The sequence below is a fragment of the Pantoea eucrina genome (genome assembly GCF_002095385.1).
In the GTDB taxonomy this organism is placed as follows: Bacteria; Pseudomonadota; Gammaproteobacteria; order Enterobacterales; family Enterobacteriaceae; genus Pantoea; species Pantoea eucrina.
On the sequence record NZ_MIPP01000037.1, the window covers coordinates 1 to 23,550 of the forward strand.

Genomic DNA, 23,550 nt, shown 5'->3' on the forward strand with positions numbered 1-23,550 from the left:
TGCGCGGCTGGTTCGGCTGCCGGTGCAGCTGACTGCTGCCACTGCGCGGCTGGTTCGGCTGCCGGTGAAGCTGACTGCTGCCACTGCGCTTCAGGCTCCGGCGTTGCCGCGATAGTAAACAGCGGTTCACTCGGCGTATCATCAACCAGATCTTTCATCGGCGAGAAGTCAAAAGCAGCCGAGGTATCCAGATTAAACACCGGCGCTTTTTCTTCCTGCGGTGCGCTGTAACGCTGCTGCTGCTGCGCCGCAAACTGGCTCGCCAGCTGCGCCTGATGCTGCGCCTCCTGATCGTCCTCTTCAGTATGCGACTCCCAGCTTTCACCATAGCGCTGCTGCTGCTGTGACTGAAATGCATCACGCAGCTGCGCTTCCTGAAGCGTAGCCTCTTCCTCATACTGTGGCTGATGCAGCGTGGCGCTCACGTCGGGCTGTTGCTGCTCTGCTTCTTCGCGCGCTTTCTCCTCTGCCATACGCTGTGAAGGCAGTTTGATGCCATAAGAGGCGAGTTCACGTCGGGTCGGCAGTTTAACTTTGTTAGGTCGCGGCAGCTCCGGACCAATCCCCTGTTTTACCTGCGGGTTACGATCGCGCTCAGGCACAATGTCAAAAACAGGCGACAGCGACTCTTCCGCACGCTGTACGGCCGCGGTGGCAGCACCTGTGGCCGCGGCGGCCGTGAATGCAGGGGCGGCAGCAGAGAAGCGATCGGCACTTTGCCAGTCGCCCATGCGCGGGCCATCTTCATCCGGTGCAGCAGGCGACGCGACAGGCTCTGCCGGCAGTTCAAAATGATAAAGCGGTGGCGTCTGCGGTGCTGGCGTGGCGGTCACAACCGGTTGAGATGTGACCGGTTGCGGCACGGCAGCCTGCGTAACTGCTGGCTCCGCCGTCGGTGCAGGTTCTGCTACGGCAGCCGAAGCGGGCGGTGCCTGACGGGCAGCTTCACTGACCGCAGAAAGCGCCGCAGCGGTTGCGCTGGACGCTTTAGCCAGCAGCGGTTCGCTGGCCAGCTCAGCAGAGAGTGCAGGCGCAGGCGCAGACGCAGGCGCTCGCGGCGCAGCCAGCAAAACATCCTCTTCGTCAGCAGCCTGAGACGCCACAACCGGGCGCAATGGGATATCCGCTTCCTCTTCATACTCATCCTCTTCCCAGCGATCGTCATGACGAGAGCGGTTGCTGGCAAAAGTCAGCACGCCCATCACCACGCTCCCGATTTTTTCAGCGATAGCGAGCCATGACCAGCCGGTATAGAGCGTGATGCCTGCGGCCCAGATACAGAGCAGCGTCAGCGTGCCGGTTGCACCATGCAGCCACGGCGCCATGGCATTGCTGACCAGACTGCCAATCACCCCGCCTGAGGCAAAGTACCAGATATCATCCACGTTCAGCGCAGCCAGTCCGCAGGTGGTCACCACCAGTGCCAGCACGCCTATCAGGCGCAATCCAACGGCAAAATAGTCGATATAATCCTGCCGATCGCGCTGACGGAAAGTGATCCAGCACAGCCCCAGGATAACGGGTGGAATGGCATAGGCCATCACGCCAAAGATAAACAGCAAAGTATCTGCCAGCCAGGCACCTGGACTACCCCCGATATTGTGGATAGGTTCATGCCATGCGGTCTGGGACCAGCTGGGATCGGAAGGGTTAAAACTGACCAGTGACACCATCAGATAGATGGCGAACAAGGCTACAAGGATGAGCAACGCCTCGAGCAGACGACGTCCACTGCTCAGCGGTTGTAACGAAACATCTTTATCTTCTGTGTATTCCTGGCTCAAGAGAACTCTCCAGGTGCCTGTAAAATAAGAAGGCAACAGCGCCGGAAGAGCCCGACGCTGGTCCTGTATGAATTCACAGGAGTGTACCTAAATCCTGCACGCTTTGCACCTTCCCTGCGTTAGCGGGTTTTAATGACCAGCCGGTTACTCTGTTTCACCTCTTCCATCACGACATAGGTGCGGGTGTCGTTTACGCCTGGCAGGCGCAGCAAGGTTTCTCCCAGCAGTTTACGATAGGCAGACATATCAGGCACGCGGGTTTTCAGCAGATAGTCAAAGTCACCGGAAACGAGGTGACACTCTTGAGTTTCCTCAAGTTTTTGCACTGCGGCGTTAAATTGCTCAAACACGTCAGGGGCACCGCGATTCAGAGTAATCTCAACAAATACCAGCAGGGATGCATCAAGGTAGTGCGGGTTAAGCTGAGCGGTGTAGCCGAGGATAAAGCCCTGTCGCTCCAGGCGGCGAACACGCTCAAGGCATGGCGTTGGCGAAAGGCCTACGCGCTTGGAAAGCTCAACATTGGAGATACGGCCATCTTTTTGCAGTTCATTCAGGATATTTCTGTCGATACGATCCAGATCTTTTCCGGGGCGCTTTTTATTGTCTACCATTATTATTGTCTCTCTTAATTCCTTCCCTATGCCTGCCACAACCCTGAAAAATGCGTATTCCAGAGCCTTACTGAATTGAAGACCATAAGCCTGTGCAGTCGCGCACCATCCGTATGACGCATGCTGTCTGTCCACATCATGCGTCATTACCAATGTCAGGCTGAGATTTTCTGACGCCACCGCGCAAAACAGCAATCAATTACCGTTCTGAACCGCCAGAGACTCTCTGCTTCTTCCAATGTTTTCGCAAATGCGCAGGCGATTGTCAAAGTAAAACATCTAAATTCAGTACAAGATGCCAGATACCGTGCTGGAGCCCTGTTTTTAAATGATATTTTCAGAGCGGTGATGCCCTTTATTTACTCAGAATGCACTCTTTTAGCGCAACGCTGCAGCAAAGATGCGTTTCATCGTCTACGCCGCTTGCAGCAATTGCTAACAAAATGGTGCAAAGCTTTTTTTGCTGTCCTAATTTCCCTACAATCAAAATCACTGTTGTCAGAAACACACTGAGGAATGCATGAGTACGGCCAAACACAGCAAACTGCTTATCCTGGGCTCAGGCCCAGCCGGTTATACCGCTGCAGTTTATGCGGCACGCGCTAACCTGAATCCGGTTCTGATTACCGGTCTGGAAAAGGGCGGCCAGCTTACGACGACCACCGAAGTTGAAAACTGGCCAGGCGACCCGCATGACCTGACCGGGCCGTCGCTGATGGAGCGTATGCATGCGCATGCCGAAAAATTCAACACTGAAATCCTGTTCGATCATATTCATACCGTTGACCTGCAGCAGCGCCCTTTCCGCCTGACCGGCGACAGCGGCGAATATACGGCGGACGCCCTGATTATTGCGACGGGTGCATCTGCACGCTATCTGGGTCTGCCTTCTGAAGAGGCATTTAAGGGCCGTGGCGTCTCTGCCTGTGCGACCTGCGACGGTTTTTTCTATCGCAACCAGAAAGTTGCGGTGATCGGCGGAGGCAATACTGCTGTTGAAGAGGCGCTGTACCTTGCCAACATCGCGTCTGAGGTGCACCTGATTCACCGCCGCGACACCTTCCGCGCAGAGAAGATTCTGATCGACCGGCTGATGGAAAAAGTGCGCAGCGGCAACATTGTGCTGCATACGCACCGCACGCTGGAAGAAGTGACCGGTGACCAGATGGGTGTGACCGGCGTGAAGCTGCTGGCAACCAACGGTGAGCCTGCAGAATCGCTTGAGGTCGCAGGCCTGTTTGTCGCCATCGGCCACAGTCCAAACACCGCCATTTTTGAGGGCCAGCTGGCGCTGGAAAATGGCTACATTAAGGTGCAGTCCGGCCTGCACGGTAACGCCACGCAGACCAGTATTCCGGGCGTCTTTGCCGCAGGCGATGTAATGGATCACACTTATCGTCAGGCGATTACCTCTGCCGGTACCGGCTGTATGGCAGCGCTGGATGCAGAGCGCTATCTGGATGGGCTGGTTAAAACCGATCGGTAACGTGTTAATAACCTGATCATAATCAAAGTGAGGCGACCTGTTCAGGTCGCCTTTTTTATGTACCGCGTGCTAAAGTGCTGCCGACCGCAATAACCGGATACTTTATCGGGTTTTCGCCCTGTTTCAGAAGAGCAGACGACAGTATGAATAAATCACGGCAAAAGCGCCTGCTGGGCTGGTTACGGCAGCAGCGGGCCTCCGGCGCTACCGCCCTGCGGCTGGCTGCGCTATGCGGCTTTGCCTCCGCACTCGTCCTTATCGCCCAGGCGTGGCTGATGGCTACGCTACTGCAGCAGCTGGTTGTCTCCGATCGGCCCCGCTCGTCGCTGGTCACTCAGTTTCTGCTGTTGCTGTTCTGTTTTCTGTTGCGTGCCGGCTTTAACTATGGCCGGGAGATGGCAGGCTTCCGCGCCGGTCTCGCCATCCGGCGGGCGCTGCGGCGCCAGCTGCTTGATCGCATCGATGCGCTCGGACCGGCCTGGATACAGGGCAGACCTGCCGGCAGCTGGTCAACGCTGCTGCTTGAGCAGATTGAACAGCTGCAGGAATATTATGCGCGTTATCTGCCACAGATGACGCTGGCGGTTGCTATTCCCTGCGCAATTTTGCTAGCTGTGTTTCCCGTTAACTGGGCTGCAGGGCTGATCCTGCTGGTCACCGCTCCGCTGATCCCGCTGTTTATGGCGCTGGTGGGCATGGGCGCAGCGGACGCCAGCCGGCGTAACTTTCTCGCGCTATCACGCCTGAGCGGCGATTTTTACGATCGTCTGCGCGGACGCGACACGCTGCGGCTGTTTCACCGTGCAGCGGCTGAGAAACAGGCTATTGCCGCCAGCACCGATAGCTTTCGGCAGCGGACAATGGACGTGCTGCGCCTCGCTTTTCTCTCCTCGGCGGTGCTGGAATTTTTCGCCTCGCTGGCGATTGCCGTTGTCGCCGTCTATTTTGGTTTTTCTTACCTTGGCGAATTTAATTTTGGTCATTACGGTACTGGCGTAACGCTGTTTGCCGGCTTTCTTGCGCTAATCCTTGCGCCGGAGTTTTTCCAGCCGCTGCGCGATCTGGGTACCTTTTATCACGCCAAAGCGCAGGCGGCAGGCGCAGCAGATGCGCTGGAAACGTTTCTGCAGGCGACACCGGATGCCCGGCCACAGGGGCCAGTTCGCCCGTGGTGTGACGAGGCTCCTCTGACGCTGACCGCAGAGGATCTGGTGGTAATGAGTCCTGGCGGCCACGCGCTGACGCAGCCGCTTAACTTTACCCTGCGCGCAGGCTGCCGGGTCGCGCTGGTCGGTGAAAGCGGCGCAGGCAAAACCGTGCTGATGAACGCGCTGCTCGGTTTCCTGCCCTGGCAGGGCGTGCTGCGGGCCAATGGCGTGGATCTGCGCCATATCGATCGTGCAGAGTGGCAGCGGCAGCTTGCCTGGGTGGGACAGAATCCGCAGCTGCCTGCACAAACGCTGCGCGATAACCTGATGCCGGATCGATCCGTTGAGGAGAGCAGACTGCAGGCTGTATTAGCCCAGGCTGGCGTAAGCGCATTTCTGACGAGCCTGCCGCTGGGGCTGGATACGCCGACTGGCGAGGATGGTGTCGGGCTTTCTGTTGGTCAGGCTCAGCGGATTGCGGTTGCCCGTGCGCTGCTGAAGCCGGCAAAACTGCTGCTGCTGGATGAACCGGGTTCAGGTCTGGACAGCACCAGCGAATATCACGTCATGCAGGCGCTTAACCAGGCGGCACGGCAGCAGACAACGTTAATGATTACGCACCAGCTGCACGATCTGGCGCAGTGGGATGAAGTGTGGGTCATGCAGCAGGGTGCGCTGGTACAGCAGGGAAGCTGGCAGCAGCTCAGCAGGGAGCCCGGGCTGCTGCAGGAGATGATACGGCAACGTCAGCAGGAGGTTTCACTGTGCGCTCAATAATGCCTTTTCTGCGTCTGTTCCGGCAGCACCCCTGGCGCCTGGGATTGGGGATCGCGCTGGCTATCCTCACCCTGCTTGCCAGTGTGAGTCTGCTTACGCTCTCGGGCTGGTTTCTGGCTGCCTCCTCGCTGGCAGGGCTGGCCGGACTCTACACTTTCAACTATATGCTGCCGGCGGCAGGCGTGCGCGGTGCCGCGATTATACGCACCGCCGCGCGTTATTTTGAGCGTCTTGTCAGTCATGACGCCACTTTCCGGGTGCTGCAGCATCTGCGTGTTTACACCTTCAGCCGCCTGATGGCGCTGGCACCTGAGCAGCTGTCGCGCTTTTGTCACGGTGAGCTACTGAATCGTTTTGTCAGCGATGTCGATACGCTCGATCATCTCTACCTGCGTATTATTTCGCCCCTGGCCGGTGCGGCAGTGGTCATTATCGTCGTAACCTGCAGTCTCTCTCTGCTCAGCCTTCCTCTGGCGCTGCTCTTAGGCGGCAGCATGCTGCTGACCCTGCTGCTGCTGCCCGCCCTCTTCTGCTATTTTGGTCAGGCTTCCGGCGCGCGTATCGCCCGCTCTCAGGCGAACTGGCGGCTGCAGCTTGCCGGCTGGCTAATGGCTCAGGCTGAGCTAAAAATCTATGGTGCAGCGACGGCCTGGCGTCAGCGGCTGGACAGTACAGAGCGGCAGTGGCAGCACGCGCAGCAACAGCAGCATCACCTGCAGGCGTTTGCGCAGAGCCTGCTGCTGCTGATAGCCGGTCTGACCGTAACGCTGTTGCTGTGGGTGTCAGCTGCTTCTGTCGGGGGCGCAGCGATTGCGCTGTTTCTGTTCTGTGGCCTGGCGGCATTTGAAGCGCTGGCACCGGTTGCCGGCGCTTTTCTGCCGCTGGCGCAGGTCAGCAGCGCCGCACAGCGCGTGCAGGAGATTATCGACCAGCCGCCTGCCATCTATTTTCCGCCAGCCATGCCGAATACGGCGCCGGGTATCAGCCTCACGCTGGATAACGTTTCATTTAGCTATCTGCAGCGACCGGAGCCGGTATTAGCGCATTTTTCACTGCAGCTGCGACAAGGCGAACGTATCGCTCTGCTCGGCCCGACCGGCTGCGGTAAATCGAGCCTGCTGGCGCTTATCACCCGTAGCCGGGAAGCCACCGCGGGAAGTATTCAGCTTAATGATACTCCGCTCTCACAGTGGGATGAGACCAGCCTGCGGCAGCGTATCAGCGTGGTGACGCAGCGCGTGCATCTTTTCAGCCAGACGCTGCGGGACAACCTCTTACTGGCGCGCCCCACGGCCAGCGACAGTGAGCTGACAGCCGCTCTGACACAGGCCGGGCTCGGCTTTCTGGCTGAACAGCCTGACGGACTGGATAGCTGGATGGGTGAAGGCGGCAGACCCCTTTCCGGCGGCGAACTGCGGCGGCTGGCCATCGCCCGCGCCCTGCTGCACAACGGCGATCTCTGGCTGCTGGATGAACCCACTGAAGGGCTGGACGCCACGACCGAGCAGCACATTCTGCAATTACTGCTGCGGGTCAGCAAGGGTAAGACGCTGATTATGGTGACACATCGCCTGCAGGGTCTGGAGAAGATGGATCGCATCTGCGTCATGGATCAGGGCGCCATTGTGGAATCAGGTTCTCATGACGAATTAATCTCAAAAGCGGGTCGCTACTGGCGTTTCCGTCAGCGCTTTGCGTTATAGTCTGGAGATGACGCTTCTGAGTAGCTGATGCCATGAGACTGGTACAACTTTCACGTGATTCACTGCACTTCCCGCCGCCGGAAATGGCGCTGCGCGAACCAAACGGTTTGCTGGCGATGGGCGGCGATCTCTCGCCTGCACGTCTGATTAACGCCTATCAGCACGGTATTTTTCCCTGGTTTTCGCCCGGCGATCCGATTCTCTGGTGGTCGCCCGATCCGCGGGCCGTGCTGATGCCAGACGCCTTTCATCTCAGCCGGAGCATGGCGCGTTTTCACCGTCGCTCTCCCTATCGCGTGACCATGAACCACGCCTTTGCACAGGTACTTGAAGGCTGCGCGACCGGACGTCAGGAGGGAACCTGGATCACCTTTGAGGTCAAACGCGCCTGGCTGCGCCTGTATGAACTGGGGCATGCGCACTCTGTTGAAGTGTGGCATGAAAATAGCCTGGTCGGGGGTATGTACGGTCTGGCGCTCGGCCAGATGTTCTGCGGAGAATCGATGTTCAGCCGGCAGGAAAACGCTTCGAAAACCGCGCTGTGGGTATTTTCGCAGCACTTCCGGGCTCATCAGGGCAGGCTTATCGATTGTCAGGTGCTCAATCCCCATACGGCATCGCTCGGCGCTACGGAAATTCCGCGCGCTAACTATCTGCAAGAGCTAAAAAAGCTGGCGTGGCAGCCGGTTGCTGAAGGATGCTGGCAGACACAGACCCTTTTTTAGCCCTCTCCGCAGATGTTTTGCACACAAATCCACATAAAAGTGATACAATAAGCGAGTTTGGTATGTCGTCCGCGCTTCGCTGTGGCGAGCCGGAATTGCCAGGCTGGGAATCTCACCTGTTTCCTGAAACTGTTTCATCCACCCCAGCCGGGCCGGTTGCTGCAGATTCTTAGCCCGCTAATCCCCCGCAGACGTCAACAACACCCGAATTTATCCGTACTGCACGCGCGACAGCGCGACGCACGGCGAAGCGTTGGCAAAAACAGCCAACGTTTCTTTACATAAATCATGGAATTCGGCATTATCTTGCCGGTTCAACAGTTTGGTAGTTCACCCAGAGGATTCGATGGCCAAAGAAGACAATATTGAAATGCAGGGTACCGTACTGGATACGTTACCTAACACCATGTTCCGCGTAGAGCTTGAAAACGGGCACGTGGTTACCGCTCATATCTCCGGTAAAATGCGCAAAAACTATATCCGCATCCTGACGGGTGACAAAGTCACTGTAGAGTTGACCCCGTACGACCTGAGCAAAGGCCGCATTGTCTTCCGCAGTCGCTAAGCTGCTGCACACGTCGCGGGCTGGTTAAATTTCCAGCCGCAAAAAAAAGGCCGGATAATTATCCGGCCTTTTGTTTTATTGCTCTGGCGTTAGTGCACAGTGCCTTCCGTTTTGCGCTTCTCTGCGCTCAGGAAGTGGTAGGTAAGCTGGTTTTTTTCTTTATCCAGCGCCACTGACACAGAGCCACCATCCACCAGCGAACCAAACAGCAGTTCATTGGCCAGCGGTTTTTTCAGGCTTTCCTGAACCGTACGCGCCATCGGACGCGCGCCCATCGCCTTATCGTAGCCTTTTTCTGCCAGCCAGTCGCGCGCGTCGTCGCTCACTTCCAGTGAGACGCCCTTCGCATCCAGCTGCGCCTGCAGTTCAACAATAAACTTATCGACGACCTGATGGATCACCTCAGCAGAGAGGTGACGGAACCAGATAATGTTGTCGAGACGGTTGCGGAACTCTGGCGTAAAGATCTTTTTGATCTCCTCCATCGCATCCGTACTGTTATCCTGCTGAATCAGGCCGATTGACTTACGTTCGGTTTCGCGTACGCCGGCGTTAGTGGTCATGACCAGCACCACGTTACGGAAGTCCGCTTTGCGCCCGTTGTTGTCGGTCAGCATACCGTTATCCATAACCTGCAGCAGCAGGTTAAAGACATCCGGGTGCGCTTTCTCAATTTCATCCAGCAGCACCACAGCGTGCGGATGCTTGATCACCGCATCCGTTAACAGACCGCCCTGGTCAAAACCTACATAGCCAGGAGGTGCGCCAATCAGACGGCTGACCGTATGGCGCTCCATATATTCCGACATATCAAAACGCAGCAGCTCAATGCCCAGCGCTTTCGCCAGCTGCACGGTGACTTCTGTTTTACCTACCCCGGTCGGACCGGCGAACAGGAAGGAACCGACCGGCTTGCGATCCTGACCCAGACCAGCGCGACTCATTTTAATCGCTTCGGTCAGTGCCTCAATCGCATTATCCTGGCCAAATACCAGCATTTTCAGGCGGTCGCCCAGGTTTTTCAGCGTATCGCGATCGGTGGCCGATACGCTCTGTTCCGGTATACGTGCAATCCGTGCCACAACCGATTCAATGTCGGACACGTTAACGGTTTTCTTACGCTTGCTCACCGGCACCAGACGTGCCCGCGCGCCCGCTTCATCGATGACGTCAATGGCTTTATCCGGCAGATGACGATCGTTGATATATTTAACCGCCAGCTCTACCGCAGCACGCACCGCCTTAGCGGTATAACGCACGTCATGGTGCGCTTCATATTTCGGCTTCAGTCCATTGAGGATCTGCACAGTCTCTTCAACCGAAGGCTCAGTAATATCAATTTTCTGGAAGCGGCGCGCCAGTGCGCGATCTTTCTCGAAAATATTGCTGAACTCCTGATAGGTTGTGGAACCCATCACGCGGATTTTACCGCTGGAGAGCAGTGGCTTAATCAGGTTAGCGGCATCTACCTGCCCGCCCGATGCCGCACCGGCACCGATGATGGTGTGGATCTCATCAATAAACAGGATGCTGTTGTTATCCTGCTCCAGCTGTTTGAGCAGCGCTTTAAAGCGCTTTTCAAAATCGCCGCGATATTTGGTGCCCGCCAGCAGAGAGCCGATATCCAGTGAATAGATAGTGCACTCTTTCATCACCTCAGGTACATCACCCTGCACAATACGCCAGGCGAGCCCTTCAGCAATCGCGGTTTTACCCACGCCCGATTCACCCACCAGCAGCGGATTGTTTTTACGCCGGCGGCACAGCACCTGCACGGCGCGCTCCAGCTCTTTTTCGCGTCCGATAAGCGGATCGATACCGCCAACGCGAGCAAGCTGGTTAAGATTGGTGGTGAAGTTCTCCATACGCTCCTCCCCGCCTGCCTGCTCTTCATTGACCGGATTGTCCGCGTTATTCTGCGACTGGCCGGGCTCATCTTTACGTGTGCCGTGAGAGATGAAATTCACCACATCGAGACGGCTGATTTCATGTTTGCGCAGCAGATAAGCCGCCTGCGACTCCTGCTCGCTGAAAATGGCAACCAGGACATTGGCGCCTGCAACTTCACTGCGACCGGAAGATTGAACGTGGAATACCGCCCGCTGCAGCACGCGCTGGAAGCTGAGCGTAGGTGCGTATCGCGCTCAGCTTCGCCGACCGGCAGCACCGGCGTGGTTTGTTCGATGAAGGCTTCGAGTTCCTGACGCAGAGCCACAATATCCACCGTACAGGCTTCCAGTGCCTCTCTGGCCGACGGGTTACTGAGCAGTGCCAGTAACAGATGTTCGACGGTCATAAACTCGTGACGGTGCTCGCGCGCTCTGGCGAAAGCCATGTTTAAACTGAGTTCCAGTTCTTGATTGAGCATTTGGCACCTCCCCCAATTATCGCTCTGACTGCCTGTTTCCTATATGGAGACAGGTTCAGGCTTTTTCCAGCGTACACAGCAAAGGATGTTGATTCTCTCTGGCATAGTTGTTCACCTGCGCAGCTTTTGTCTCTGCTACTTCAGCGGTGAAAACACCGCAGACTGCCTTTCCATGATAGTGAACTTTCAGCATCAGTTGCGTGGCGCGTTCAATATCATAAGAAAAGAACTTTTGCAGAACGTCAATAACAAATTCCATAGGTGTATAATCGTCATTATTCAGGATGACTTTATACATTGAAGGCGGCTTTAACCCTTCACGTACTTTGTCTTCGGCCAGGTGTTCAAAATTAAGCCAGTCGTTTGTGTTTGCCATAATCGTCCATTGGAATTCTGCGTTGCGGTCATGCATTTTAGCCTGCACTAACCTGAAGTTTAACACGTCTGTCAAGCCGGGTTTGCTATCGCTGCTATCGGTACGAAAAGCAGATGCGCGACCTGTATCACAAAATTCTCAATAGCGTTAACTGCCTCAAATTTTGGTGATTTTCTGCCCATGCATCCGGGCCGATTGCTTGACGATAAGGTCCGTTTCTCTACATTCTACATGCACAAGCTGATTGAGTTTTAAACAACCTCGACTCACAGCTGCGATGACCTCACCTACTTATCAGAATGTCTTGCGAGGGAAGTAAAAGCATGGAGACGGGTACTGTTAAATGGTTCAACAACGCCAAGGGCTTCGGCTTTATTTGTCCGGTTGGCGGTGGCGATGACATCTTTGCGCACTACTCCACCATTCAGATGGAGGGTTACAGAACGCTTAAAGCGGGTCAGCACGTTCAGTTTGATGTTCACGAAGGGCCAAAAGGCAACCATGCCAGTCTGATTGTCCCCTGTGAGGCGTCGCTGCATTCCTGACCGGCGCAGCGCGCGGTTATTCTGACCACTCCGCCCCTGAAATGCCAGCCGGTAACGCTGGCATTTTACTTTTCATCCTATCCTGCACGCCGCTGTGCCAGCATTTTCACCTGACTAAAAAGCGCTCTGAACAGCGGCGGAATCGCCTGCGGGCCGCGCTCCCCGGCTGCCAGCGCCACGGCAATGGCCAGCTCAGGCTTAGAGCTGTGATGGATCGCCTGCGTAATAATACGCCGTGGCGTCATCGCAATGTTTAACGGCAGGTGCGCCATCTGATGATAGACCGCGCGGAATCCGTGCTGATAGAGAAAGTGTTCAATGTCAGCTGCCGGAAACTGCGTCAGGTGCACCTCTTCCTTTTCGTGGGTCAGCAACTGGCTGCGGGTGGTCGCCGCATATTTCTTTCCTGCCTCATCGCCATCGGTCAATACGTGCCAGGCAATTCCCATACGCCGGGCAAATTTCAGCAGCGGCTTCAGGCCTGCCTGGGCAAACTCGATCACCCGGATCCCTTCTGCGGCAAAATGATCGCCCTGCTGTCGCGCCAGCTCGTTAACGATCCACACCTCCGTCTCGCCCTCTACCAGCAGCCAGCAGCGGGCAAACAGCGCGGCGGGTCGATTAACGCGAATATGAAACGCGATGCGGCGATGATCCTCGGCGCTCAGCCCCGCTTCGCCGATACGCCACGCCGCTACGCGGCTCGCTTCACGCACCAGACGGCAGAGGTTTTCCAGCGGCGTCTGGGAAACCAGTTCACCTGAATTGGTGGTGACCAGCCGCTGCAGCGGCAGCAGCGTCAGTAAATTCCAGGTAACCGAAAGCATTATCGGGTGCAGCCGGGTTTCAGGATCCTCGACCAGCAGAACAGGCTGGGCGCCGTCTGGCAGCGCATTGCTGCCGGGCAGCAGTGCCAGCAGCCGCAGCTGCACCTCGCGACGATGCTCTGCACTAGCCCCCGCCAGCAGCCGGTTAAGCGCATCCAGCGCCTGCCAGCCTGCGCTGCCGTCGCGCAGTTCCGGTGCCATTCGCGGGTGACTGACGCCGGGTTGCTGAACGAGAAAATAGTGCGCCATCAGCTGCTGCATTGTCTGTACGCCCTGCAGCAGCACCTCATCGCTCACCGCCCGGCCGCCCGCCGCGCGATTGAGCTGCTGTAACACGCTCTGCAGCGCCTGCAGACCCGGATCCCGACCCTCACCGCCTGGTTCATGCGTCCGATGGCGCTGTCCGAACCGCGCATCGCGTAAACGCAGCACCGGATGGTGCTGCCGCAGCCAGCTTATCGCCGCCGCCGTCGGCTCCGCTGCCAGCAGCTGATTACGCGCGTCAATGAAACGCCAGCTGCTTTTCACACCGTTTGCTTTGCAGGTAGCCCGCAGACTGAAGCGCAGATAACTCCCCTGCTCATCATGCTGCCAGAAAGGCTGCAGCAGGGTATTTTCCCGCTCTGCTTCGCTGGCGCGAAAGCGCACCACTATCTGCAATGTGCGCCAGCGTGCCGCCGGATTTGCAGGCGGAAAATGGAAATCCTCTTCGCTGAGGGTGGCGTGCGCGCTGGCCGGATCCAGCATAAGTGAAAACGCGTCCAGCAGGCTTGATTTGCCCCAGGCGTTTTCACCGATCAGAAGATTCGTCATCATAAGCGGCAGCGAGAGCTGATTAATGCCGCGAAAGCCGCTGATATCAATATGATCCAGAATCATAGGGTTATCCTGTACAGAGGTTGCCTGAGCATGGTGTACGGTGGCGTATGGGTCAAGGCGCAAATTATCCGCAGACGGTGATTTACAGCGTGCGCTTTTTTGATTAGCGTGGCGTCCTTTTCCCACGGACGGATGTTCGCTATGTATGGTCTTATGATTATTCTGCTGCCGCTGATTGCTGGTTATCTGCTGCATCTGCAGCAGCCGGTACTGCTACGCGCGGTGGCGCGGCTGCTCAGTGCGCTGGTCTATATCATTCTGTTTTTTATGGGCGTAAGCCTGGCATTTCTTGATAATCTCAGCACGAATTTGCTCACCATTTTTTATACCGCTTTTATCTCTGGTCTCTTGATTCTCGCCTGTTCGCTGCTGGCGTTCTGGCTGCTTGAGCAGCGTCTGCCGTGGCGGCATCAGCATAAAGCGCAGGCGCTGCCGTCGCGTCTCGCGATGGCGCTGGACTCACTCAAGCTGTGCGGCTCGGTGCTGGGCGGATTTCTGCTCGGCCTGACGCAGTGGGCTCCGCTGCGCCATGCGGCCACCGTCAGCGAATATGCCCTGATCCTGATGCTGTTTCTGGTGGGCGTTCAGCTGCGCAGCAGCGGCATGACGCTGCGGCAGATTACGCTTAACCGGCGGGGTGCGCTGGTGGCGGCCGTGTCGCTGGCTGGCGCACTGGCCGGAGGCGCACTCGCCGCTGTCTGCCTTGGACTGCCGCTCAAAACCGGCCTCGCGCTGGCCAGCGGCTTTGGCTGGTATTCGCTTTCCGGCATTCTGATGACGGACGCGTTTGGTCCGGTTATCGGCAGCGCAGCGTTCTTTAACGATCTGCTGCGTGAGCTGATCACAATTATGCTGATCCCGCTGCTTATTACCCGGCACCGCAGTATGACGCTGGGCCTGAGCGGCGCCACCTCAATGGATTTCACACTGCCGATTCTGCAGCGCGCCGGCGGCATGGAGATCGTCCCTGCAGCCATCGTGCACGGCTTTATTATGAGCCTGCTGGCCCCGGTGCTGATCGCCTTTTTTTCCGCCTGACGGGTCTGCAGCGCACTTTTTCACGGCTGGCGCGCAGCGGCTTCGTCTACGCTTTCTGACTGACAGATTTTTGCCATCAGCATAGATGGCCCCCCATCAGAAAGGAGCAAATGATGAAACAAACTGTGGCCGCCCTGCTGGCGCAAACGCTGGAGAGCGCAGGCGTAAAACGTATCTGGGGCGTAACCGGTGATTCGCTTAACGGCCTGAGTGACAGCCTGAATCGCATGGGTACGATTGAATGGATGCCAACGCGACATGAAGAGGTGGCCGCGTTTGCCGCCGGTGCAGAAGCGCAAATCAGCGGCGAGCTGGCGGTCTGCGCCGGCTCCTGCGGTCCCGGTAACCTGCACCTGATTAACGGTCTGTTTGACTGCCATCGTAACAATGTGCCGGTGCTGGCGATTGCTGCGCATATTCCTTCCAGCGAAATTGGCAGCGGCTATTTTCAGGAGACGCATCCGCAGGAGCTGTTTCGCGAATGCAGCCACTACTGTGAGCTGGTCTCAAATCCGGAGCAGCTGCCGCAGGTCCTGGGCATCGCCATGCGCAAAGCGATCCTCAACCGCGGGGTCTCTGTGATCGTCCTGCCGGGTGACGTGGCGCTGCAGCCCGCCCCGAAAAGTGCGCGCAGCGAATGGTATCCGCCGCAGCTGCCGCAGGTCGTGCCGGCCGCGGCGGAGCTCGCTACCCTGGCGGAAACGCTTAACGGCGCGGGCAATATTACGCTGATGTGCGGCAGCGGCTGCGCCGGTGCTCATGCTGAAGTTGTCGCCCTGGCAGAACGCCTTAAGGCGCCGGTAGTGCACGCGCTGCGTGGCAAAGAACACATCGAATATGACAACCCGTATGATGTTGGCATGACCGGGCTGATTGGTTTCTCTTCCGGCTATCACGCCATGATGAATGCCGACACCCTGATCCTGCTCGGCACGAAATTCCCCTATCGTGCCTTCTACCCCGCCAGCGCCCGCATCATTCAGATCGATATCAACCCCGGCAGCCTGGGGGCGCACAGCCATGTCGATATGCCGCTGGTGGGTGACGTTAAAGCCACGATCCAGGCGCTGCTGCCGCAGCTTGAGGTGCATGACGATCGCCATCATCTCGATCGTGCGCTGGAGCACTACGCTGACGCCCGCAAGAGCCTGGACGATCTGGCAACCGCAAACGACAACCAGGCGATCCATCCCCAGTATCTGGCACAGCAGATCAGCCGCTACGCCGCTGACGACGCCATCTTTACCTGCGATGTCGGCACGCCCACCGTCTGGGCGGCGCGCTATCTGCAGATGAACGGCAAACGGCGCCTGCTGGGCTCGTTTAATCACGGCTCTATGGCGAATGCGATGCCGCAGGCGCTGGGTGCGCAGGCTATCGACAGAGAGCGTCAGGTGGTGGCGCTGTGCGGCGACGGTGGCTTCAGTATGCTGATGGGAGACTTTATCTCGGTAGCGCAGCTGAAACTGCCGGTTAAGCTGGTGATTTTTAACAACAGCGTGCTGGGCTTTGTGGCAATGGAGATGAAAGCGGGCGGTTATCTTACCGACGGCACCGACCTGGAAAATCCTGATTTTGCTGCGATTGCCGCCGCCTGCGGCATCAAAGGTATCCGGGTTGAAAAAGCGTCAGATCTCAATGCGGCGCTGGAGCAGGCTTTTGCGCATGATGGCCCGGTCCTGGTGGATGTGCATACGGCTAAAGAGGAGCTGTCGATGCCGCCGCAAATCAAAGCGGAGCAGGCAAAAGGCTTTAGTCTCTATATGCTGCGCGCCATCCTCAACGGACGCGGCAATGAGATCACCGAGCTGGCGAAAACCAACTGGCTGCGGTAAAACAAAGCTCCTGCCGGACAGGCAATAATGCGGGCGAACAGCCCGCTTTTTCTTTCAGGAGAGCCACGTGATCGATTTGCGCAGTGATACCGTAACCCGCCCGAGTGCGGCGATGCTGGACGCCATGATGAACGCCGCCACCGGAGATGACGTCTATCGTGACGATCCCACGGTCAATGCACTGGAAGCCGAAGCGGCAGCGACAAGCGGCAAAGCGGCCGCGCTGTTCTTTCCTACCGGCACCCAGGCTAATCTGGTGGCGCTGCTGTGCCACTGCCAGCGCGGCGATGAATATATCGTTGGCCAGCAGGCGCACAACTACAAATATGAAGCGGGGGGCGCGGCGGTGCTGGGCAGTATTCAGCCTCAGCCAATCCTTGCCGCGGAGGATGGCACCCTGCCGCTGGCGGACGTGGCCGCTGCGATTAAGCCGGACGATATTCATTTTGCCCGCACCCGCCTGCTGAGTCTGGAAAATACCCATCACGGCAGAGTACTGCCGCTCAGCTATCTGGAGCAGGCGTGGCACTTTACCCGCGAACGCGGGCTGGCGCTGCATATTGATGGCGCACGTATCTTTAATGCCGTGGTGGCACAGCAGGTGACGCTGGCAGAAATTGCACGCTACTGTGATTCACTGACTATCTGCCTCTCAAAGGGGCTGGGCACGCCGGTAGGCTCGCTGCTGTGCGGCGACAGCGCTTATATAGAGCAGGCGCGGCGCTGGCGTAAAATGACCGGTGGCGGTATGCGCCAGGCGGGCATTCTGGCGGCGGCCGGACGCTATGCGCTGCAGCACAACGTGACCCGGCTGCAGGAGGATCATGACAACGCCGCGTGGCTGGCAGAGCAGCTGCGCGCGCTGGGTGTGGAGGTGATAAGCCAGCAGACAAACATGCTGTTTGTGCAGGTTCCGTCCGGGCAGACAGAAGCGCTGCAGCGCTGGATGCACGCCGCCGATATTCTTATCAGCGTGGGCCCCCGGACGCGCATGGTGACCCATCTCGATGTGTCCCGCGCCGATCTGCAGCAGGTCGTCGCGCGCTGGCAGGCGTTTCTGCAGTCAGCGGGCTGACCGCTAGCGCGCTGCGCCATACTGTGCCAACAGCGCCCGGGCTATCGCCAGCGTCTCTGCGTCAGCAACGCCCCGGTAGTCGCGCGGGCGGAAGTGCATCTGAAAGGCCGCAATCAGCCGGCGCTGCATCTCAGGCGTTGTCGCGCCCGCCACGTCATAGCCATACTGCTGCAGCGCTGCCAGCAGCGGCTGCGGATCTACAACGCTGCTGGCAGACTGCCCCGCCAGATAGCGTGCCACGACAGCCGGATCGGGCCAGGCACCGACCCCCTGCGCGGCCAGCTGCTGCCAGGGAAAGAGTGGACCCGGGTCCTGCTTGCGCTGCGGCGCGATATCGCTGTGGCCCACGATATTTTCGGGCGTAATACCGTAACGCTGCTGCAGATCGCGCAGCAGCGCCGCCAGTACGGTGATTTGATCGGCTGTATAAGGCTGCCACCTTAGCCCGGTTAGCGTACGCTGATAGCCTGCATTGACGATCTCAATCCCTACAGACGTGTCATTAATCCGGGTTGCACCGCGCCAGAAACTGGGTCCGGCATGCCAGGCAAGCTGCTGCTCCGGCACCAGCTGCCAGACCACTCCCCTGCCCGCTCTCTGCGGCGGCTGGCGCGGGATCAGATAGTGTGCGCTGACCTGCCGATCGGTCAGGGTTGCCAGCGAAGAGGAGAAATCGTCCGCAGTGTAGTGGATCACTACAACTTTAATGCGCGGTCGCGCCCCCTGCGCCGGATGAGTGGTATCGGCCCAGTAACCCTGACGCGCTTCCATTGAGGAGTGACAGGCGCTGAGCAGCAGCGCCATCGCTGTAACCAGCAGTAAACGCATTAGCGCACGATAACGGCGGTGCCGGAGACGCTGACCATCAGCATACTGCTGTCTTTACCCACGGTTTCGTAATCGATATCGATACCGACTACCGCGTTAGCGCCCAGCGCTTTCGCCTGATCGCCCAGCTCCTTAAACGCGATCTCCCGCGCCTTGCGCAGCTCTTTTTCATAGGCACCTGAGCGGCCCCCTACGATATCGCGGATACCGGCGAAGAAATCGCGAAAAATATTGGCGCCCAGAATCGCCTCGCCGGTTACAACGCCGCAGTATTCAGTAATGCTGTGGCCTTCCAGAGTTGGTGTCGTCGAAAATTTCATGGTTATCTCCTGAAGATGTCGATGGAACCCGCACGCATGGTGCTGAAAAAGCACGACTATACTCTATGCTAAAACCCATGCTTTGCCACAGAACAATAAGGAACCGGAGATGAGAATCAAAGCCCTTGCACTGCTGGCATCAGCAGCAACGCTGCTGAGCGCCTGTACCACCGTAGAGCCGGTTATCAGGGATAATGGCCCGCGCAGTGCGTCCTGTATCGATGGCGGGCCGGATAGCGTGGCGCAACAGTTTTATGATTTACGCGTGAAGGCTCCCTCAGCAGGCCTGCCTGACCCTGCGCTGCTGGCCAGATATCGCCCTTATCTGAGCGATCATCTTTATCAGACGCTGCTGCAGGCGCGGGAAAAACGCAATCAGCCGGCAGAGTGGCGTCAGGGCGATCTCTTTTCCAGCCTGGCGCAGGGGCCGGATGCTGCTGAGGTTGACAGCGCCTCTTCGATCCCCAATCGCGATGCGCGAAATATCCCGCTACGCGTTACGCTGACACGCGGTGATAAACAGTGGCGCGATGAGGTGCTGATGATCCGCGAAGGCGAGTGCTGGGTGGTGCAGGATGTGCGCTATATGGCAGCGTGGCCGCATGCCGGTGGCGGCTCACTCAGCCAGCTGCTGGAGCAGAAAAAATAGCGCATTTTTTTGTTATCCTGCTCACACATTAGGGTGCCACATCGGTAGAGAGCCCCTGACCGGTGTTAACGTCAGGCGTGAAAGTCGCGCAAACCACGCCTGACGCAGGCCGCACAATTTTCTGCTGCACCGGAGCGGGTCATGCGCTGTTTAATAAATTTTAAGTCACCCGATTTGCATAACTATGCCGGGAACGTTAAGATTTGCGGCACTATTTGCTCTCTATTTTTGCGCGCATGAGTATTCAATTAAACGCTATTAACTGCTTTTACGGTGCCCATCAGGCGCTGTCTGACATCAACCTGGAGTGTCCGCAGGGAGAGACGCTGGTGCTGCTTGGTCCCAGCGGTGCCGGGAAGAGCTCACTCCTGCGCGTGCTCAATCTGCTGGAGCTGCCGCGTTCTGGTACGCTGCAGATTGCCGGCAACCAGTTTGACTTTACCAAAACGCCTGCTGACAGCGCGATTCGCGAGCTGCGCCAGAACGTCGGCATGGTATTCCAGCAATATAACCTCTGGCCCCACCTGACGGTTATGCAAAACCTCACTGAGGCTCCCTGCCGGGTGCTGGGCCTGACAAAAGAGGCGGCGCGCGCGCGTGCCGATAAGCTGCTGGAGCGCCTGCGCCTGACGCCTTATGCCGATCGTTTTCCGCTGCACCTCTCCGGTGGTCAGCAGCAGCGCGTGGCGATTGCCCGCGCGCTGATGATGGAGCCGCAGGTGCTGCTGTTCGATGAGCCCACCGCCGCGCTCGATCCGGAAATTACCGCGCAGATCGTGACGATTATTCGTGAACTGGCACAGACGCAGATCACGCAGGTTATTGTGACCCACGAGGTAGAAGTGGCGCGCAAAACCGCCAGCCGCGTGGTCTATATGGAGAATGGTCACATCATTGAACAGGGTGATGCCAGCCGCTTTACACAGCCGCAAACCGACGCGTTTGCACACTATCTTTCGCACTAAGTCAGGATGCTAATAATGAAAAAAGTTGTACTTGCTGCCCTGCTCACCACGCTGAGCCTGAGCGCTTCCGCTGCACAGACGCTGCGTTTCGCTACCGAAGCTTCTTATCCGCCGTTTGAATTTGTTGACGCTGAGAACAAAATCCAGGGATTTGATGTCGATCTCGCTAACGCCCTTTGCAAAGAGATGGATGCGACCTGCACCTTTACTAATCAGGCGTTCGACAGCCTGATCCCCAGCCTGAAATTCCGCCGTTTTGACGCGGTAATGGCCGGTATGGACATCACGCCGGAACGTGAAAAGCAGGTGCTGTTCAGCAAGCCTTACTACGATAACTCTGCCACCTTTATTGCACAGAAAGGCAAGCTGGCTGATGTTGCTGCCCTTAAAGGCAAGCGCGTCGGCGTACAAAACGGTACCACCCACCAGAAGTTCCTGACTGACAAGCATAGCGATATTACTATCGTGCCTTACGACAGCTATCAGAACGCCGTACTGGATCTGAAAAATGGCCGCATCGATGCCGTCTTTGGTGATACCGCCGTGGTCAATGAGTGGCTGAAGCAGAACGCAACGCTGGCACCGCTGGGTGAAAAGGTCACGGATAAAGATTACTTTGGCACCGGCCTGGGCATCGCCGTGCGTCAGGGCAACGCTGAACTGCAGGGTAAGTTCAACGCGGCACTGGATAAGATCAAAGCTGACGGCACCTACAAGACTATCTACAGCAAATGGTTCCAGCAGTAATCTCTGATGAATGAAATGATCTCACTTGCAAGTGCCGCCGGGATAACCGTCGGCCTTGCTGTTTGTGCATTGATCGCCGGCCTTGTGCTGGCGATGCTGTTTGCTGGCTGGGAGTCGCTGCGCATAAAACCGCTGGCGTGGGCCGGCACCGTGCTGGTCACGCTGATCCGCGGTCTGCCGGAAATCCTGGTCGTCCTTTTTATCTATTTTGGTGCCTCACAGCTGCTGCTGACGCTCTCTGACGGTTTCAGTCTTAATCTGGGCCTGGTGACTATTCCGGTGCAGCTGCAGATTGAGAACTTTGATGTCAGCCCGTTTCTCTGCGGGGTGATTGCGCTGGCTATGCTCTATTCCGCCTATGCATCACAGACGCTGCGCGGTGCGCTGAAAGCAGTACCGGCAGGCCAGTGGGAATCTGGTCAGGCGCTGGGGATGAAAAAGTCTGCCATCTTTTTCCGGCTGATTATGCCGCAAATGTGGCGACATGCGCTGCCGGGCCTCGGCAACCAGTGGCTGGTGCTGCTGAAAGATACGGCGCTGGTGTCGCTGATTAGCGTTAACGACCTGATGCTGCAGACGAAAAGTATCGCTACGCGTACGCAGGAACCTTTTACCTGGTATCTGGTGGCGGCCGCTATCTATCTGGTGATTACGCTGTTTAGTCAGGCGATTTTACGCCGCATTGAATTACGCACCACGCGTTTTGAGCGGGGAGCCTGACGCATGCTCGACTATTTACCCGAACTGTTAAAAGGTCTGCATACCAGCTTAACGCTGACGCTGGCCTCACTGGCGGCCGCGCTGCTGCTGTCGCTGCTCTGTACTGTCGTGCTGGCGCTGAAAGTCCCGGTCGCCAGCCTGCTGGTAAGAGGCTATATCACGCTGTTTACCGGTACTCCCCTGCTGGTGCAGATTTTCCTGATCTACTACGGGCCGGGCCAGTTTCCCGCTATTCAGAGCGTACCCTGGCTCTGGCATCTGCTGTCGCAGCCCTGGCTGTGCGCGATGCTGGCGCTGTCGCTCAACAGCGCCGCCTACACCACCCAGCTATTTTATGGTGCGGTACGCGCTATTCCTGCGGGTCAGTGGCAGTCATGCGCCGCGCTCGGCATGAACCGCAAAGATACGCTGCGTATTTTGCTGCCCTATGCGTTTAAGCGCGCCCTCTCCTCCTATTCCAACGAGGTGGTGCTGGTGTTTAAAAGCACCTCGCTGGCCTACACCATCACGCTGATGGAAGTGATGGGCCACGGTCAGATGCTCTACGGACGCACCTATGACGTTACGGTGTATGCGGCGGCGGGCCTGATCTATCTGGTGGTTAACGGTGCGCTGACGCTGCTGATGCGGCTGATAGAGAAACGCGCACTGGTATTTGAGCAGCGCAGCTGATCGCCACCGGAGCGGTTGCTTTTGCGCCATGCCGGCGTCAGAGCAGTCGCCCATTACAAACTCTTACTTACCCAAAATAATTGCATAAAAATTCATTCAATGGCATTGTGTCACGCATTCCGCTTCTGGCTTGCTTATGAGAATGACATGATGAAAAAATGGATTATCGCCGCAGCGCTCGCTGCGGTTACTGTGAATGCTTATGCAGCTGAAAAAATACGTTTTGCCGTTTCCGCTACCTATCCGCCGTTTGAATCACTGGATCACGACAATCAGATTGTGGGCTTTGATATCGATCTGGCGAAAGCGCTCTGTGCGAAAATCAAAGCGGAGTGCACGTTCACAAATAATGCGTTTGACAGCCTGATCCCGTCGCTGAAATTCCGCCGTTATGATGCGGTGATTTCCGGTATGGATATTACCGCCGAGCGCAGTAAGCAGGTCGATTTCAGCCAGCCTTACTATGCCAACTCCGCTATCGTCATTGCCCGTAAAGGAGAGTTCAGCGATTTCAGCCAGCTGAAAGGCAAGCGTATCGGCGTAGAGAACGGCACCACTCACCAGAAATATCTGACTGAAAAGCATCCGGACGTGGTAGCGGTCGCGTATGACAGCTATCAGAATGCGATTCTCGACCTGAAAAACGGCCGCCTCAATGGCGTATTTGGCGACAGCGCCGTGGTCAGTCAGTGGCTGAAAGCCAATGAGGATCTCACTACCGTGGGCGAGCATGTGACCGATGCCGGATACTTTGGCAACGGGCTGGGTATTGCCGTGCGTAAGGGTAACAGTGACCTGCTGAATGAGTTCAATACCGCGCTGGCGGCTCTGAAAGCTGACGGCAGCTGGCAGCAGATCAACCAGAAGTGGTTCCCGGAGTAATTTCTCTTCTCAGCGCGTGCTG

General features: G+C 57.3%; 21 protein-coding genes and 1 pseudogene. 15 read left to right on the forward strand and 7 right to left on the reverse strand.

Going from position 1 to position 23,550, the window contains the following annotated elements:
- Together HA43_RS14550 and lrp are read right to left on the reverse strand one after the other, a co-directional pair.
- Positions 1-1,784, reverse strand: a 1,784-nt coding sequence (locus tag HA43_RS14550) for a DNA translocase FtsK 4TM domain-containing protein (protein WP_211279582.1), incomplete at its 3' end; no start/stop codon positions are given.
- Positions 1,785-1,903: 119 nt separating this feature from the next.
- Positions 1,904-2,398 (reverse strand): leucine-responsive transcriptional regulator Lrp, encoded by a 495-nt coding sequence (gene lrp, locus HA43_RS14555; RefSeq protein ID WP_006118610.1) that lies wholly within the window; start codon positions 2,396-2,398, stop codon positions 1,904-1,906.
- 520 nt (positions 2,399-2,918) lie between these two features.
- Between lrp and trxB the strand changes: the two genes are divergently transcribed.
- From trxB to infA, 5 genes are all read left to right on the forward strand, one after another.
- Positions 2,919-3,884, forward strand: a complete 966-nt coding sequence (gene trxB / locus HA43_RS14560; protein WP_071668681.1) for a thioredoxin-disulfide reductase — start codon at positions 2,919-2,921, stop codon at positions 3,882-3,884.
- A 143-nt stretch (positions 3,885-4,027) separates the two neighbouring features.
- Entirely contained in the window at positions 4,028-5,809 is a 1,782-nt protein-coding gene (cydD, locus tag HA43_RS14565; RefSeq protein WP_094111965.1) for a heme ABC transporter permease/ATP-binding protein CydD, read from the forward strand.
- Positions 5,797-7,512, forward strand: coding sequence for a heme ABC transporter ATP-binding protein/permease CydC (gene cydC / locus HA43_RS14570; protein ID WP_094111966.1), 1,716 nt, complete (start codon positions 5,797-5,799; stop codon positions 7,510-7,512). Before cydD ends, cydC begins: the two co-directional genes overlap by 13 nt.
- Before the next feature lie 32 nt (positions 7,513-7,544).
- A complete protein-coding gene (gene aat, locus HA43_RS14575) occupies positions 7,545-8,237 on the forward strand; it encodes a leucyl/phenylalanyl-tRNA--protein transferase (RefSeq protein ID WP_094111967.1) in 693 nt (230 codons plus the stop codon).
- Between the two features lie 346 nt (positions 8,238-8,583).
- Entirely contained in the window at positions 8,584-8,802 is a 219-nt protein-coding gene (gene infA, locus HA43_RS14580) for a translation initiation factor IF-1 (protein WP_002211347.1), read from the forward strand.
- A gap of 89 nt (positions 8,803-8,891) precedes the next feature.
- Here the strand turns inward: infA and clpA are convergent.
- Both clpA and clpS read right to left on the reverse strand, forming a co-directional pair.
- Positions 8,892-11,170 (reverse strand): annotated as a pseudogene (gene clpA, locus HA43_RS14585) (ATP-dependent Clp protease ATP-binding subunit ClpA).
- A gap of 55 nt (positions 11,171-11,225) precedes the next feature.
- Complete coding sequence (gene clpS / locus HA43_RS14590) at positions 11,226-11,546, reverse strand: ATP-dependent Clp protease adapter ClpS (protein ID WP_039385772.1); 321 nt, start codon at positions 11,544-11,546, stop codon at positions 11,226-11,228.
- Between the two features lie 323 nt (positions 11,547-11,869).
- Between clpS and cspD the strand changes: the two genes are divergently transcribed.
- Positions 11,870-12,091 carry a cold shock-like protein CspD gene (gene cspD, locus HA43_RS14595; RefSeq protein ID WP_071668677.1) on the forward strand — a complete coding sequence of 74 codons (222 nt, stop codon included), beginning with the start codon at positions 11,870-11,872 and terminating at the stop codon, positions 12,089-12,091.
- Positions 12,092-12,168: 77 nt separating this feature from the next.
- Here the strand turns inward: cspD and HA43_RS14600 are convergent, their stop codons facing one another.
- On the reverse strand, positions 12,169-13,797 hold the full coding sequence (locus HA43_RS14600) for an ATP-dependent nuclease (protein WP_094111968.1): 1,629 nt from the start codon (positions 13,795-13,797) through the stop codon (positions 12,169-12,171).
- Positions 13,798-13,938: 141 nt separating this feature from the next.
- On the opposite strand from HA43_RS14600, the gene HA43_RS14605 reads away from it, so the two are divergent.
- From HA43_RS14605 to ltaE, 3 genes are all read left to right on the forward strand, one after another.
- The gene (locus HA43_RS14605) at positions 13,939-14,835 is read left to right on the forward strand and encodes a LysO family transporter (RefSeq protein ID WP_071668675.1); all 897 of its coding nucleotides are present in this window, start codon (positions 13,939-13,941) and stop codon (positions 14,833-14,835) included.
- Positions 14,836-14,948: 113 nt separating this feature from the next.
- A complete protein-coding gene (poxB, locus tag HA43_RS14610; protein WP_039383515.1) occupies positions 14,949-16,670 on the forward strand; it encodes a ubiquinone-dependent pyruvate dehydrogenase in 1,722 nt (573 codons plus the stop codon).
- A gap of 67 nt (positions 16,671-16,737) precedes the next feature.
- Positions 16,738-17,745, forward strand: coding sequence for a low-specificity L-threonine aldolase (gene ltaE / locus HA43_RS14615; RefSeq protein ID WP_094111969.1), 1,008 nt, complete (start codon positions 16,738-16,740; stop codon positions 17,743-17,745).
- A 3-nt stretch (positions 17,746-17,748) separates the two neighbouring features.
- On the opposite strand, the gene HA43_RS14620 is transcribed toward ltaE, so the two are convergent.
- Both HA43_RS14620 and HA43_RS14625 read right to left on the reverse strand, forming a co-directional pair.
- Positions 17,749-18,573 carry an N-acetylmuramoyl-L-alanine amidase gene (locus HA43_RS14620; RefSeq protein ID WP_094111970.1) on the reverse strand — a complete coding sequence of 275 codons (825 nt, stop codon included), beginning with the start codon at positions 18,571-18,573 and terminating at the stop codon, positions 17,749-17,751.
- The gene (locus HA43_RS14625; protein ID WP_039383506.1) at positions 18,573-18,893 is read right to left on the reverse strand and encodes a heavy metal-binding domain-containing protein; all 321 of its coding nucleotides are present in this window, start codon (positions 18,891-18,893) and stop codon (positions 18,573-18,575) included. Before HA43_RS14625 ends, HA43_RS14620 begins: the two co-directional genes overlap by 1 nt.
- Positions 18,894-19,002: 109 nt before the next feature.
- On the opposite strand from HA43_RS14625, the gene HA43_RS14630 reads away from it, so the two are divergent.
- The 6 genes from HA43_RS14630 to artJ (HA43_RS14655) all read left to right on the forward strand — a co-directional run bounded on the left by HA43_RS14630 (position 19,003) and on the right by artJ (HA43_RS14655) (position 23,528).
- The gene (locus HA43_RS14630; protein ID WP_094111971.1) at positions 19,003-19,542 is read left to right on the forward strand and encodes a lipoprotein; all 540 of its coding nucleotides are present in this window, start codon (positions 19,003-19,005) and stop codon (positions 19,540-19,542) included.
- Between the two features lie 236 nt (positions 19,543-19,778).
- Entirely contained in the window at positions 19,779-20,507 is a 729-nt protein-coding gene (gene artP, locus HA43_RS14635) for an arginine ABC transporter ATP-binding protein ArtP (protein WP_039383501.1), read from the forward strand.
- A 15-nt stretch (positions 20,508-20,522) separates the two neighbouring features.
- On the forward strand, positions 20,523-21,254 hold the full coding sequence (gene artJ / locus HA43_RS14640; RefSeq protein ID WP_071668670.1) for an arginine ABC transporter substrate-binding protein: 732 nt from the start codon (positions 20,523-20,525) through the stop codon (positions 21,252-21,254).
- 6 nt (positions 21,255-21,260) lie between these two features.
- Entirely contained in the window at positions 21,261-21,974 is a 714-nt protein-coding gene (gene artQ / locus HA43_RS14645) for an arginine ABC transporter permease ArtQ (protein ID WP_094111972.1), read from the forward strand.
- A gap of 3 nt (positions 21,975-21,977) precedes the next feature.
- The gene (artM, locus tag HA43_RS14650; RefSeq protein WP_094111973.1) at positions 21,978-22,646 is read left to right on the forward strand and encodes an arginine ABC transporter permease ArtM; all 669 of its coding nucleotides are present in this window, start codon (positions 21,978-21,980) and stop codon (positions 22,644-22,646) included.
- Between the two features lie 150 nt (positions 22,647-22,796).
- Positions 22,797-23,528 (forward strand): arginine ABC transporter substrate-binding protein, encoded by a 732-nt coding sequence (gene artJ, locus HA43_RS14655; RefSeq protein WP_039383495.1) that lies wholly within the window; start codon positions 22,797-22,799, stop codon positions 23,526-23,528.
- Positions 23,529-23,550 lie beyond the last annotated feature (22 nt).

Bases quoted from the DNA above. Each gene is read 5' to 3' on its own strand.
- artP (WP_039383501.1), top strand. From the start codon at position 19,779: ATGAGTATTCAATTAAACGCTATTAACTGCTTTTACGGTGCCCATCAG.
- lrp (WP_006118610.1), bottom strand. From the start codon at position 2,398: ATGGTAGACAATAAAAAGCGCCCCGGAAAAGATCTGGATCGTATCGAC.
- HA43_RS14630 (WP_094111971.1), top strand. From the start codon at position 19,003: ATGAGAATCAAAGCCCTTGCACTGCTGGCATCAGCAGCAACGCTGCTG.
- clpS (WP_039385772.1), bottom strand. From the start codon at position 11,546: ATGGCAAACACAAACGACTGGCTTAATTTTGAACACCTGGCCGAAGAC.
- HA43_RS14625 (WP_039383506.1), bottom strand. From the start codon at position 18,893: ATGAAATTTTCGACGACACCAACTCTGGAAGGCCACAGCATTACTGAA.
- trxB (WP_071668681.1), top strand. From the start codon at position 2,919: ATGAGTACGGCCAAACACAGCAAACTGCTTATCCTGGGCTCAGGCCCA.
- artJ (WP_071668670.1), top strand. From the start codon at position 20,523: ATGAAAAAAGTTGTACTTGCTGCCCTGCTCACCACGCTGAGCCTGAGC.
- poxB (WP_039383515.1), top strand. From the start codon at position 14,949: ATGAAACAAACTGTGGCCGCCCTGCTGGCGCAAACGCTGGAGAGCGCA.
- HA43_RS14620 (WP_094111970.1), bottom strand. From the start codon at position 18,573: ATGCGTTTACTGCTGGTTACAGCGATGGCGCTGCTGCTCAGCGCCTGT.
- infA (WP_002211347.1), top strand. From the start codon at position 8,584: ATGGCCAAAGAAGACAATATTGAAATGCAGGGTACCGTACTGGATACG.
- artQ (WP_094111972.1), top strand. From the start codon at position 21,261: ATGAATGAAATGATCTCACTTGCAAGTGCCGCCGGGATAACCGTCGGC.
- HA43_RS14600 (WP_094111968.1), bottom strand. From the start codon at position 13,797: ATGATTCTGGATCATATTGATATCAGCGGCTTTCGCGGCATTAATCAG.
- artJ (WP_039383495.1), top strand. From the start codon at position 22,797: ATGAAAAAATGGATTATCGCCGCAGCGCTCGCTGCGGTTACTGTGAAT.
- cspD (WP_071668677.1), top strand. From the start codon at position 11,870: ATGGAGACGGGTACTGTTAAATGGTTCAACAACGCCAAGGGCTTCGGC.
- HA43_RS14605 (WP_071668675.1), top strand. From the start codon at position 13,939: ATGTATGGTCTTATGATTATTCTGCTGCCGCTGATTGCTGGTTATCTG.
- aat (WP_094111967.1), top strand. From the start codon at position 7,545: ATGAGACTGGTACAACTTTCACGTGATTCACTGCACTTCCCGCCGCCG.
- artM (WP_094111973.1), top strand. From the start codon at position 21,978: ATGCTCGACTATTTACCCGAACTGTTAAAAGGTCTGCATACCAGCTTA.
- cydD (WP_094111965.1), top strand. From the start codon at position 4,028: ATGAATAAATCACGGCAAAAGCGCCTGCTGGGCTGGTTACGGCAGCAG.